Origin of the sequence: Pseudomaricurvus hydrocarbonicus (assembly GCF_011602365.1) — a bacterium.
Taxonomy (GTDB): Bacteria; Pseudomonadota; Gammaproteobacteria; order Pseudomonadales; family Cellvibrionaceae; genus Pseudomaricurvus; species Pseudomaricurvus hydrocarbonicus.
Window position 1 is genome coordinate 147131 of sequence record NZ_JAAONZ010000006.1, and the last position, 12006, is coordinate 159136.

At 55.3% G+C, this 12006-nt stretch carries 11 protein-coding genes; 7 read left to right on the forward strand and 4 right to left on the reverse strand.

The window, feature by feature from the left end:
* The first annotated feature begins 5 nt into the window (after positions 1-5).
* Complete coding sequence (locus G8770_RS10400; protein ID WP_167185849.1) at positions 6-1679, forward strand: FAD-binding protein; 1674 nt, start codon at positions 6-8, stop codon at positions 1677-1679.
* An 83-nt stretch (positions 1680-1762) separates the two neighbouring features.
* Here the strand turns inward: G8770_RS10400 and G8770_RS10405 are convergent, their stop codons facing one another.
* The 4 genes from G8770_RS10405 to G8770_RS10420 all read right to left on the reverse strand — a co-directional run bounded on the left by G8770_RS10405 (position 1763) and on the right by G8770_RS10420 (position 6721).
* The gene (locus G8770_RS10405) at positions 1763-3229 is read right to left on the reverse strand and encodes an aldehyde dehydrogenase family protein (RefSeq protein WP_167185852.1); all 1467 of its coding nucleotides are present in this window, start codon (positions 3227-3229) and stop codon (positions 1763-1765) included.
* A 47-nt stretch (positions 3230-3276) separates the two neighbouring features.
* The gene (locus G8770_RS10410) at positions 3277-5013 is read right to left on the reverse strand and encodes an FAD-dependent oxidoreductase (protein ID WP_167185855.1); all 1737 of its coding nucleotides are present in this window, start codon (positions 5011-5013) and stop codon (positions 3277-3279) included.
* 58 nt (positions 5014-5071) lie between these two features.
* Complete coding sequence (locus G8770_RS10415) at positions 5072-5809, reverse strand: SDR family oxidoreductase (protein ID WP_167185857.1); 738 nt, start codon at positions 5807-5809, stop codon at positions 5072-5074.
* A 147-nt stretch (positions 5810-5956) separates the two neighbouring features.
* Positions 5957-6721, reverse strand: a complete 765-nt coding sequence (locus tag G8770_RS10420; RefSeq protein WP_167185860.1) for a hypothetical protein — start codon at positions 6719-6721, stop codon at positions 5957-5959.
* Positions 6722-7145: 424 nt separating this feature from the next.
* Here G8770_RS10420 and G8770_RS10425 point away from each other — a divergent pair, with 424 nt between their 5' ends.
* The 6 genes from G8770_RS10425 to G8770_RS10450 all read left to right on the forward strand — a co-directional run bounded on the left by G8770_RS10425 (position 7146) and on the right by G8770_RS10450 (position 12006).
* Positions 7146-7349 carry a ferredoxin gene (locus tag G8770_RS10425; RefSeq protein WP_167185863.1) on the forward strand — a complete coding sequence of 68 codons (204 nt, stop codon included), beginning with the start codon at positions 7146-7148 and terminating at the stop codon, positions 7347-7349.
* Between the two features lie 160 nt (positions 7350-7509).
* Positions 7510-8325 carry a coniferyl-alcohol dehydrogenase gene (locus tag G8770_RS10430; protein ID WP_208022185.1) on the forward strand — a complete coding sequence of 272 codons (816 nt, stop codon included), beginning with the start codon at positions 7510-7512 and terminating at the stop codon, positions 8323-8325.
* 106 nt (positions 8326-8431) lie between these two features.
* Entirely contained in the window at positions 8432-9685 is a 1254-nt protein-coding gene (locus G8770_RS10435) for a cytochrome P450 (RefSeq protein WP_167185866.1), read from the forward strand.
* 5 nt (positions 9686-9690) lie between these two features.
* The gene (locus G8770_RS10440; protein ID WP_167185869.1) at positions 9691-10092 is read left to right on the forward strand and encodes a Zn-ribbon domain-containing OB-fold protein; all 402 of its coding nucleotides are present in this window, start codon (positions 9691-9693) and stop codon (positions 10090-10092) included.
* A gap of 1 nt (position 10093) precedes the next feature.
* Positions 10094-11254, forward strand: coding sequence for a thiolase family protein (locus G8770_RS10445; protein ID WP_208022186.1), 1161 nt, complete (start codon positions 10094-10096; stop codon positions 11252-11254).
* A gap of 8 nt (positions 11255-11262) precedes the next feature.
* The gene (locus G8770_RS10450; protein WP_167185872.1) at positions 11263-12006 is read left to right on the forward strand and encodes a DUF2889 domain-containing protein; all 744 of its coding nucleotides are present in this window, start codon (positions 11263-11265) and stop codon (positions 12004-12006) included.

Sequence of the window (12006 nt, forward strand, 5' to 3'; positions counted from 1 at the left end):
GTCCTATGGACTCAGCGGATGAAACAACGGATTTTATCGTCGTCGGCAGTGGCGCAGGCGCCATGTGCAGCGCATTGACCATGTTGGCTCAGGGCAGGCAAGTACTCATGCTGGAAAAGTCCGAGCTGGTGGGTGGCACCACTGCGCGTTCGGGCGGGGTGATGTGGATTCCCAACAACCGCTTCCTCAAGCAGGACGGCATAGAGGACAGTTACGAACAGGCGTTGTTGTATCTGGAAGGACTGTGCGAGGGTCAGGATGATACGCCGGGGTCAACCCCGCTGCGGCGTCAGACTTATCTGCAGGAAGCCCCGCGGATGCTGGATTTTTTGCTTGAACAGGGCATTCACATCAAGCGCTATCGCGATTGGCCGGATTATTACGATGAACGCCCCGGTGGTCTTGCTGTGGGACGTTGTGTCGGTGCCGATTTGTTTGATGTGAATGAACTCGGCGAGTGGAAAGAAAAGTTGCGCCCAGGGTTTATGCAATATCCAGTGATGGTGGATGAAGCCCTGTTGATGACGAACTTTAAGCGCAGTTGGCATTCCTTGCGGATTTTATTGAGGATGCTGGGACGGTCGGTGTACGCCAAATTGACCGGTAAAGAGTACATATCCGCCGGGCAGGCGTTGCAAGGGCGGTTGTTGCAGGCGCTGTTGAACAGCGGGGTGGATTTGCGTCCGCAAACTCCGGTGCAGGAGCTGTTGATCCGTGATGGCAGGGTCATCGGTGTACTCACCCAAAAGCAGGGAAAGCCCTGGCGCATTGAGGCCAGATTGGGGGTGCTGGTCGCTGCCGGAGGATTTGCGCACAATCAGGCCATGCGCGATCAGTACCTGCCGGGAACCTCCACGCTGTGGACCAGTGCGGCGCCCACCGACACCGGCGAAATGATCCAGGAAATGATGCGTCAGGGCGCCGCGGTGGCGCAGATGGATGAAATGGTGGGCAATCAATGTACTTTGCCGCCCGGCAGTCGTCTGGGTGACATACGGGCACCGGTGCAGGGCATTACGGCCAAACCACACGCTATTCTGGTGGATCAGACGGGGGTGCGCTATATGAACGAGGGGGGCTCCTATATGGCGTACTGCAAAGGTATGCTTGAACGCAACCAGACTGCGCCCGCGGTGCCGAGCTGGGCGATTCTCGATAGCCAGTACATGAAGAAATACATGTTGGCCGGCACCATGCCGGGCAGTCAGAAACCACAGCAATGGTATGACAGTGGTTATTTGAAAAAGGCGGACAGCTTGGCGCAGCTGGCGCAGTTGATCGACATAGAGCCTGCAACCCTGCTAGCCACCGTTGAGCGCTTTAATGGTTTTGTGGCGCGCAACCATGACGCTGATTTCCAGCGCGGAGAGCGAGCTTATGATCGCTGGCTGGGCGATTTTTTGCATCGTCCTTCTGAAACCCTGGGCACGATTCAGCAGGGGCCTTTTTACGCGCTGCAGGTCTTGCCGGGTGATGTCAGTACCTATGGGGGGGTGGTGACGGATGAGTGCGCGCGGGTGTTGCGAGACGATGGTTCGGTCATCCCGGGCTTGTATGCCGCGGGTGTATCAACGGCTTCAGTGATGGGGCGCATTTACCCCGGTGCGGGGTCCAGTATTGGTCCTGCCTGCACCTGGGGATATGTGGCTGCCAGGCACGCCGCCGGTGTGATTCCATAGCGAAACATCAGGCAGGCAATGAAAAAAGATGAAAAAACGGCGGCCATTGGCCGCCGTTTTTGGGTGTCGGAATCGACGCTGAGTTAAGACGCGCGGATACCAATGGCTTTGATTTCAAGGAATTCCTCGATACCTTCGAGCCCCCACTCACGACCCATGCCACTTTGCTTGTAGCCACCGAAAGGCAGGTCGCCGGTGATACTGGTTCCACCGTTGACGCTGAGGGCGCCGGCGCGGATGCGCTTGGTCATGGCCAGTGCGCGATCGGTGGGACCGAACACCGCGCCACCCAGACCGTAGTCGCTGTCGTTGGCGATGCGGATCGCGTCTTCTTCGTCTTCGAACGGAATCACGACCAGTACCGGACCAAAGATTTCTTCGCGGGCAATGCGCATGTCGTTGGTGCAATCCACAAAGCAGGTGGGTTCAACAAAGAAGCCGCCGCCCATGTCGGTGCGTGCGTTGCCACCGGCCAGCAGACGGGCGCCTTCGTTCTTGCCTATCTCAATGTACTCCATGACGCGATTTTGCTGCTTCTTGGAAATCACCGGACCCATGATGCAGGTGGGCTCGTCGAACTTGCCCCATTTTTCAGCAAAGCCCTTGTAGGCCATATCCAGTGCTCCAACCGCCTCGTCGTAACGACTCTTGGGCACCAGTAACCGAGTGGGGTAAGCGCAACCCTGACCCGCATGGAAGACCACCATCGAACCCATACAGGTTTGGGCAAAGTTGGGTGCATCTTCCAAAACGATGAACGCGGATTTGCCGCCCAATTCCAGGAATACGCGCTTCAGAGACTCGGCCCCGTTTTTCATGATGAGTTTGCCCACCGCGGTAGAACCCGTAAAGGAAATGAGATCCACGCGACGATCGGTGGTCAGCATTTCGCCAGCCATGGCCGGGTCGGCAGAGGTGATGACATTGAAGACGCCAGCTGGCAGGCCGGCTTCAATCGCCAGTTCACCCATGATTGACCCCATCAGCGGGGTGTCGGGGGCGGGCTTCAGAATTACGGTACAACCGGCCAGCAAGGCAGCTACGACTTTACCGACGTTCACATACAGCGGCACGTTCCAGGGGGTAATGGCACCCACCACACCCATGGCTTCCTGAGTCACGATACGCTTGGTATCAAAGCCGCCTTCGTGTTTGATGCCCAGGTCCTTTTCCCACTTCACTTGTTTGTAGCATTCGAGTAAATCTTTGGCACCGTTGAGAGCGCCATCAATTTGAGCGCGGGCCGCCGCGCCGATGGCAGAACCCACTTCCAGGCGGGAAATTTGCACCAGTTTTTCGCGGTTGGTGACCATCACATCCACAAACTTGCAAACCAGCGCATAGCGCTGGTCGTGATTGGTGGACCAGTCGGTGTTATCAAACGCGTTGCGAGCCGCCACGATGGCTTCTTCAACGTCGGCAGCGGTGGCGTCAGCGGCGCGACCGCAGGAAGCACCGGTCCAGGGGTTGATGTTGTCAAAATACTGATTGTCACCCGCCGTGCGCATTTCGCCATTCACGTACAGCAGGGCGTCAGGTAATTTATCCATGGGTCTCTCCTCAAGTTGCTAATGTGCCTAAATCAACACACAGCGGATTAAATGGTTTCGTTGGTGGTTAAAGGGGTCGTGCTGGTATTACTGTCTATTTTCGAATCTGGTGCTGAGTTCAATTCCGAGCCCGGTTCTGAAGTTGATAAGGCATGCTTGGCGGCCAGGTAGGCCCAGGCCAAAGAAGGGCCGATACTGGCGCCAGCGCCGGTGGCTTTCTTGCCCATGACCGATGCGCTGGACACGCCGGTGGCGTAAAGACCTTCCAGTACGCTACCGTCATCGCGCAGTACTCGAGCGTTGACGTCGGTGACCAGTCCGCCAAAGGTACTGACGTCGCCAGGGTAAATCGGCAAGGCATAAAAAGGCCCCTGCTCAATTTTGCCGAGAGTTTTGGAACCCTTCGCCAGCGGGTCGCCCAGCCAGTTGTCGTAAGCGTGATCGCCACGGTGGAAATCTTCATCCCGGCCGGCCGCCACAAAACCGTTAAAACGGGAAACCGTCGCTTCCAGAGTGGCCGCCTTAATACCGCACGCCTGCGCCAAAGCTGGCAGGTTGTCGCCTTGCTTTAGAAAACCAGCTTCTTCCCAGGCGGCCAGCTTCTTCTTGTTGGGCATGGTGCCCGCCAACATAAAGGTACTGGTGTATTGGCTGTCGAAGATCATCCAGCTGGGGATAGCGGCGGATTGTTGGTTGCGTTCCAGAATACCGTTAGACAACGCCATGTAAGATGCGGCCTCTTTCTGGTAGCGTTCGCCCGATTGATCTACCAGAATGGTGTGGGGCTTGGCCAGGTCACTTTGCATGTACACCGGGGCGTCTTTACCCGGCACCATTGTGACCGGGTAGCCCACCCGTTGGTCCATCTGTGCTATGGCGGCGCCGAGGCGAGTACCTTCTTCGATCATTTCACCAGTATCGCTCTCGCTGGCACCGGACCATTCGGTTTTTGCGCCGGGAATGTACTGATCCAGCATGCGCTGATTCTTGGCAAAACCACCGGCATTCAGCAGTACGCCCAGATTGGCACCGATGCGCCAATTCTGGCCGTCTTTGTCGATGGCCACGCCGGTGACCTTACCGCTTTCTTCGACCAGTTGTTTGACCCCGGCGTTGGTTCGAATCTCGACTCCGGCGGCCACCGCCGCGTGCAGCAGCTGGGCCTGTAAGGCCTGGCCTGCCGTAGCGTAGTGTTTACCGGCCAGTCGAGTACCTAAGGTTCGGCCGATCATTTTCAGCAGGGTGCCGAAGCTTTTCAGGGATCGCTTCATGGTGGGCAGTTGCATCGCTTCTTCGATGTAGCCCGCCAGTGGCAAAAATCCCGGGCGTAGCTTTTCTTTCCACTCGCCGAGCTGGTTCAGATCAAACAACTCGGAGATGACGGTGCGGCCGTGTTCCGATTCGCCGGCCGCCGCGTGGTAATCTGGCCAGGAGGGAATGCGCCGGAAGTGCAAGCCCTTACTGATCAGGTACTCCAGCATCTGTTGGGAGGCGTCGACATAAGCAACCCGGCGTTCATGGCTGGTGCCCGGCGTGTCGCCGCTGTCACCGATGACTGCGTCCATGTAGGCAATGGCCTGGTCTCGGCTGTCGTCGATGCCCTGGGCTTTCATATAGCGGTTGTTGGGAATCCACATGACGCCTCCAGAGGTCGCGGTTGTTCCCCCCAGCAAGTCAGCTTTTTCCAACACTACGACACTTTTACCGGCATCGCGCATCAACAGCGCGGCACACAGCGAACCCGCGCCGCTTCCAACAACCACAAAATCGAAGCTTTCGTTCATGTGAGTTTCCTTTGCGTTCGTGAGGTTTCTCAGGGGTTGAAGAGCTCAGGCGATAAACTCACTGAGGTTTGCGCCCGTGCAGGCTAATGGCGTCAGCGTGCAAGTCGGCCGGCAAGTCAACCAGAGCGCAGAAGGCGTCCACCACCGAGTCAAACTGGGAGGTGGGGCGTTCACGCAGATTGAGGCCCCGTTCCATGGCGGCTTTGGCAAAAGCCATCTGGTCTTCGGGGTTGGCTTCCCAGACTTTGCCTTCTTCGTACATCTGCCCGGCCCGCACATTGGTGACGCGGATACCCTGAGCTTCCAATTCGGTGTCCATGCTTTTGCTCAGTCGTTCAACCCCGGCTTTACTGGCTTGATAGACCGACAGGTGCGGGAAGTCCATGCCCACAGATTCACTGGTGATGTTAAAAATGTGGCTGCCATCACCCATCGCCGGGATGGCGGCGCGAATCGTAAACATCGGCCCTGCCAGATTGGTGGTGATGGCATTAAAGATTTGTGCGTCAGTGGCGTTCTGCAACAGGAACGGCTCAAAAATGGCGGCGTTATTGATCAGGATGTCAATTTTCGCGTGACGTTCGGCAATAGCGGCAAACGCTTCGCGCACGGAGTCTGGATTGCCAACATCGCAGCGCACAGCCATGGCCGCTGCGCCGATTTCCGCGGCAGCGGCCTCCACTTTTGACAGGGTGCGACCCAGCAGAACTATCTGGTCACCTTTGGAAGCAAAGCGGCGCGCCAGTGCGCGACCGAGACCGACACCGGCGCCGGTAATGACGATAACTTTGGACATTGTGTTTCTCCTCGGTGCGGCCGTGGCCGCGTGTACATTTATTATTTGGATTTATCTCGGGTCAGTTCCCGTGTTCGTACTGGTTTCGGCTTCTTATAAGTGGCTCAGGGCTTCTTATAAGTGGCTCAGGGCTTCTTAGTAAGTGGCTCAGGGCTCCTTCGGGTACACGGACAGGTCACCGCCGTAGGCAATGCCGCCGGGCCAGAAGGTGTTGCCGCTGACCTTTTTGAAATAGTGCACGGTACGGGCGAAAGACCCGGAAGCGGAGCGGGGCTCCATGGCAATGCCACTGGGGCTGACGCCACGGGCCCGGGCACTGAAATCCCTGAGTGTAAACATCAGGTCGTCGGTCTGCTGGGCACACAGAACCAGCTGGTCGCCGGGACAATAGTGACGGGGTTCCAGTTGAATGCTCGACAGTTCGCCGCGTTTCATGGCTACGTGTCCGGGTACGTTGATGACCTCCACACTGTGGACGTTTTCATACCAATCCTGATACTCCTCGTAGCGACCAGCCACGTAGTTACCCAGAATAATGCTGACGCCTGACAGCGGCTGGTCTTTTTGCCAGTTGGGACTGGCTTTCCAGTCGCCCATGAGGTCGTAGGTGTAGATGCGTTCAGCGGTGTCGCTGGCGATCCAGCCTTTATCGCGAACATTAGCGAGCAGCGGGGCGAGGGCGGGCAGGTCAATCGCCGGGGTCTCTGAGTCAAAATCGTAGACGGTGACGTAACGCCAGGGCTGGGGGATGTCTGGCATGATTTGCTCTTTGGTGACTTCGTAGCGCTCGGCACCTTTAAAACCGCGCAGGCGTGCTAACTCGGACTGATGTTCGCCATCAAACCAGTCGGCGTAAGCGGCGTCATGTCCGGTGGAGACATTGTGCAGATGAATCGTTGTGTAGAGAGCCATATTGTTATTGTCCTGTTCGTCAGTTGCCAATTTCAGTTCTAATTTGAATTCCTGCTCAGGCTTTATCAGTCTAGACAGTGTTCGTCGGTTTCAGGGAAGCCGTTTAACCTGGCGAGCACATACCTGCTTCTTCTTATATACATTTTCTCTGCCGGTGGGGGCTGGCATGACAATCCCCCTGTAAGTGGTGATACGGTCCGCGAATAAGGGCTATAGCCGTCTGTCAGGAAGCCGGTTCCAGCGCTCTGGAGGGCTTCAGATTTTGCTGTGTAAAGTTGCCCGCCAAGGCATTTTACGGCATTTCCGAATTATTGCTATTGAACACCATTGATGTATAATAAATCAAAACTAGCACCCTTGGCCAGCGTGTATGAGCTGGATCGGGGCAGCGCTTGAAATTGGAGCGAAGAGCTTGGAGGAAGCAATGAAAATCCTCATTGATAAGGCTAATTGTGTCGGCAATGCCCGTTGCGCGGCGATAGCTGAAACCCTGTATCTGCTCGACGACGATGGCTACATTGCTGTCGAAGAATTTGAGGTCCCCGCCGGCATGGAACAGTTGGCACGCCGGGGCGCCAAAGCCTGTCCAGAACGCGTTATACAGGTCATTGAAGATGATCAGGAATAACGAACAAAAAAGAATAATGGCTTAAAAGGTCAGTTTTTCGTAGAAAGAATACAGCGTGAAACGTCGCAGTAAAGAAATGTAATAAATGCTGTGGTGGGTTTTGCAGCCGGATTAAGCAAACCGTCAATAATAAGTTAGAGCCTATATTAGAGGATGAATAATGGATTACCTGGGTTATAAAAATAAGCGTGTCATCGTCAGTGGTTGTTTTTCTGGTATGGGAGAGGCAACGGCGCGATTGCTGCTGGAGCAGGGTGCCGAAGTGCACGGTATCGATTTTAAAGAGTCTGCCCTGGATCTGGCTTCGTTCACCCTGGTGGATCTGCGTGACCCCGCCAGCATTGATGCGGCCATTGCCAAAATTGGCGGCAAAGTGGATGCGCTGTTTAACTGCGCCGGTTTGCCACAGACGGCTCCCGCCCTGGACGTTATGAAGGTCAACTTCGCAGGTACCCGCAGAGTGACGGAACAAGTACTGCCACTGATGTCGGAAGGGGGAGCGGTTGTCAGTATCTCCTCCAACGGCGGCATGGGCTGGAGTCGCCGTATTCCTGTGATCATGGACCTGTTGCAGCAAAAGAGCTATGAAGAAGCTGTTGCCTGGTGTGAAGGGCATGCCGATGATGTAAAAGAAGGTTACGCCTTTTCCAAGGAAGCCATCATTGTCTGGACCATGCTGAACTCCGCGCACCTGATCAAGAAAGGCATTCGCATGAACTGCACCATGCCTGGCCCAACTGAAACTCCGATGATGAGTCACTTCAAAGAAGCTTCGGGTGAGTCGGTGGTGGATGCGGCTATGCAGCCAATCAACCGCCCTTCAACACCGCATGAGCAGGCCACTGCGCTGGTGTTCCTGAACAGTGATGCGGCCAGCTACATTAACGGCGTGGCCCTGCCGGTTGATGGTGGCTTTTTGGGGGGTGTGGCCACCGGTCAGGTTGACTTGACTGCGATGATGGCCAACGCCTCTTAAGTTGAGAGGATGTTTACCCGGCCTCGACTCCATGAGGCAGGTGTCGCACAGAATAAGAAAAGTCGGTGATACAGCCGGCGAATAAAATTCGTGGGAGGAACTCGTGATGGCTCAAGCTAACTTAAGTCCGGCAGTACCGAAACCTGATCATGTACCAGCATCTCTGGTTTACGATTTCGACATGTTTGCCGATCCCGGCATGATTGAGAATGCTCACAATCGTGCGCTCGAAATCGTCAAGGAAGCTCCCCCGGTCTTTTGGACGCCGCGCAATGATGGTCATTGGGTCATCGCTGGCCACAATGCCGTGTTCAACATGTCTCGGGATACTGAACGTTTCAGTAACGCCATGGTGTCTTACGAGCAGATCCACGCCATGATTGCGTCCATGCCAGAAGGTGCACCCAAGCCGCTGATTCCTGCGCCGATCACCTATGATCCTCCGCATCACGCAGTGTATCGTGGGCCCTTGCAGAAAGCGTTTTCACCCAAAGCCATGACGGCTCTGAAAGACAGCATACGTGAGCTGGCGGTGGCATTGATCGAAGCTGTTAAGCCCAAAGGTGAATGCGCATTTGTCGATGCGATTGCCGAGCCATTGCCAGTGACAATATTCCTGCGCATGTTTGGCTTGCCGGTAGAGCGCCAGAGAGAATATCGCGATCTGGTGAAAGAGCATTTTGAAGATACCGATTCCGATCCCAGCCATGTGCAGGCGCGGCTGAAAAAAGTCACGGACATCATGCACGACACCATCATGGAGCGAAAAGAAAATCCCACGGATGATTTGATTTCGCTGTTGTGGCAGTCCGAATTTAATGGAGAAAAAGCGACCCTGTGGGACATTCAGAACTACTGTGTGGTTTTGTTTGCCGCGGGCCTGGATACCGTGGTTAACGGTATGAGTCTGGGCGCTGTTCATCTCGCCACAAACCCGCAACTGCAGGCGGAACTGCGAGCAGATCCTGACAAGATTCCCGCCGCGGCAGAAGAAATATTACGCCGTTATACCTTCACACTGCCCCCTCGTTTTGTCTCCGCGGATACGGAATTTGAAGGTGTGCAAATGAAACATGGTGAAAAAGCGGTGTTGATGTTGCCCGCAGCTGATCTTGACCCCAGTGAGTTTGACAGCCCCGAAGAGTTCAATTTAGCCCGGGAAGGCAAGGCGCATATTGCGTTTGGTACCGGCCCTCACCGTTGTTTGGGTTCGCACCTGGCGCGTTTTGAACTCAATATTTTGTACGAGGAAATGATGGCTCGATTGCCAGAGTTCCGACTGGACCCGGACAAGCCTTTAACCTATCACGGCGGTCATGTTTGGGGACCGGATGAAGTTTATTTGAAGTGGGATAACTGATCATTATGAGTAATCGTCCATTGCCCCGGCTCGATAGCGTCAATCGTGATTTCTGGACCTGTGGTGCAGACAGTGAACTGCGCTTGCAGCACTGCAATGATTGTCAGCAGTTCTTTCATCCGCCACGTCCGGTGTGCCGTCATTGCCTGTCTGAAAATGTTGGCCCCAAAGCGGTGGCAGGTACCGGTGTTGTCGACACCTATACCGTTAATTATCAGAAATGGCACCCAGCCATTGAGGTGCCTTTCATCATCGCACGCATTGCGATTGATGGTGCGCCGGGTGTTTATCTCACCAGTAACGTGATTGGCTGTGAGATTGACGATGTGGATATCGGGGATAAGGTACAAGTGACCTTTGAGCTGCAGGATGATGTTTACCTGCCATTGTTTGAGAAGGTCAGTTGATATGTCCAGAAATGAAGCGTTTATTACAGGGATTGGGCAATCGGAAATTGGAGTCCGGCTGGAACGCCATCCGTTACTGCTGACCGTCGATGCGGTGAAAGAAGCCCTGCAAGAAGCCGGATTAACCATTGACCAGATTGATGGTGTCTCTACCTACCCCGGCCGAGCTTCCGGCATGCTGGGCTTTTCGCCGATTGGGTCGGATGAACTGATTGATGCATTGGGGATGAAAACCACCTGGTACGCCGGTGGTGGGGAAATTACCTCGCAGCTGGGCGCTGTTGTCGCAGCCGCCGATGCGGTGCGCACCGGTCAGGCGCGTCATGTGATCTGTTATCGCACGGTGTACGAAGCGGCGGCTTTTACCAAACCCGATGAATACCCCATGCCGAAACGTGATCGGGTGGATAGCTACTCGCAGTGGCTGGCGCCTTTTGGGGCCATATCCGCGGCCAACTGGACCGCTCAGTACGCCATGCGTCACGTTAAGAAATACGGATTGACCCGAGAGCAACTGGCGCAGATTTCACTCACCGATCGCGCCAATGCCGCGCTCAATCCCAAAGCCCTGGTGCGTGAACCGCTGACCATGGACGAATACATGTCGGCGCGCATGATTTCTACGCCGCTGTGCCTGTTTGATTGCGATCGTTACACCGATGCCTCCACCGTGCTGATTGTGTCTGCCGGTGATGCACTTGACGAGGTGAAGTGTACCCCTGTGCGCATTGCAGCGATGGCGGGCAGCGTGGACAGACACAGCTGGGATCAGGCGGAGTGGATGGCGTCCTACGCTACCGGTCGCGATCTCTGGAAGCGTACCGACTACACTCCGGCGGACGTCGATACGGTGCAGCTTTACGATGGTTTCAGTTTCCTCACGCTCACCTGGCTGGAGGCCCTGGGCTTCTGTGAGGTGGGTGAAGGAGGAAAATTTATTGAAGGTGGCCAGCGTATTGCCCTGGATGGAGAGCTGCCATTGAACACGTTCGGTGGACAAATCGGTGCGGGTCGTTTGCACGGCTTTGGATTTGCCCATGAAGCGGTTGTGCAGTTGCGGGGTTTGGGGGGCGATCGCCAGATTGAGGGTGACCCCAAGGTGGCAATCGCCACGTCCGGCGGTGGTCCATTGGCGACAGCGCTGTTGCTGGCGAAAGATTAGAGCTGGGTATGAAGCCAGACAATCTCGAAACGGTATCAGGCTTTCGGCGGCGTTTTCGTATCACACCCGCTGAAGGAAAGGTGTGCAGTGAAGTCGAGGATGATTACCACTGCATGAGTGTGACGCTGTTTCACGATGGCGTCACTGTGACAGATATTCAGGCTGTTATGGAACGTGCACCGTGGACGACGTGTCCCGGCGCGCAACAGAAAATCGAGAACACCTTTAACGGGCAAGCGCTGCAACGTTTTCCAGAGCGAGGTGAAAAAATGGATAACTGCACACATCTTTATGACCTGGCTTTATTAGCCGCTCAGCACGCAGCCGATGATGATGTTGTTGTGTACGACATTCTGGTGTCTGACCCGATTGAGGGGAAACGTTACGCAGAAATACGGTCTAATGGTGACAGCCAGTTATGTTGGACGGAAAAAGATTTCCATATTGTTGAGCCGGGAGAACTGGCGGGTACAAGGTTGGATAAATTGGGCGCCTGGATCAAAACTCAGGTGCCGAAACAGCAGGAAGTTGCGAAGCTGCTGCGCTGGGGGAATATGATTGCCAATGGCCGCAGTATTCCACTGGAGCAGCAGTCAGACGCCACCCGGATGCCGCCAAACTGTTACACCTTTCAACCGCAGCGTGCGGTGGAGGCGCAACGAGTTGGTGTCATTTATGACTTTAGTCAGGGTTCACATGAGCCTTTGGCAAAAAGAATCGCTGACCCGTCGACGGATATCAGTCAGCGTTAA

Bases quoted from the DNA above. Each gene is read 5' to 3' on its own strand.
- G8770_RS10440 (WP_167185869.1), top strand. From the start codon at position 9,691: ATGAGTAATCGTCCATTGCCCCGGCTCGATAGCGTCAATCGTGATTTC.
- G8770_RS10420 (WP_167185860.1), bottom strand. From the start codon at position 6,721: ATGGCTCTCTACACAACGATTCATCTGCACAATGTCTCCACCGGACAT.
- G8770_RS10450 (WP_167185872.1), top strand. From the start codon at position 11,263: ATGAAGCCAGACAATCTCGAAACGGTATCAGGCTTTCGGCGGCGTTTT.
- G8770_RS10425 (WP_167185863.1), top strand. From the start codon at position 7,146: ATGAAAATCCTCATTGATAAGGCTAATTGTGTCGGCAATGCCCGTTGC.
- G8770_RS10410 (WP_167185855.1), bottom strand. From the start codon at position 5,013: ATGAACGAAAGCTTCGATTTTGTGGTTGTTGGAAGCGGCGCGGGTTCG.
- G8770_RS10400 (WP_167185849.1), top strand. From the start codon at position 6: ATGGACTCAGCGGATGAAACAACGGATTTTATCGTCGTCGGCAGTGGC.
- G8770_RS10445 (WP_208022186.1), top strand. From the start codon at position 10,094: ATGTCCAGAAATGAAGCGTTTATTACAGGGATTGGGCAATCGGAAATT.
- G8770_RS10405 (WP_167185852.1), bottom strand. From the start codon at position 3,229: ATGGATAAATTACCTGACGCCCTGCTGTACGTGAATGGCGAAATGCGC.
- G8770_RS10415 (WP_167185857.1), bottom strand. From the start codon at position 5,809: ATGTCCAAAGTTATCGTCATTACCGGCGCCGGTGTCGGTCTCGGTCGC.
- G8770_RS10430 (WP_208022185.1), top strand. From the start codon at position 7,510: ATGGATTACCTGGGTTATAAAAATAAGCGTGTCATCGTCAGTGGTTGT.
- G8770_RS10435 (WP_167185866.1), top strand. From the start codon at position 8,432: ATGGCTCAAGCTAACTTAAGTCCGGCAGTACCGAAACCTGATCATGTA.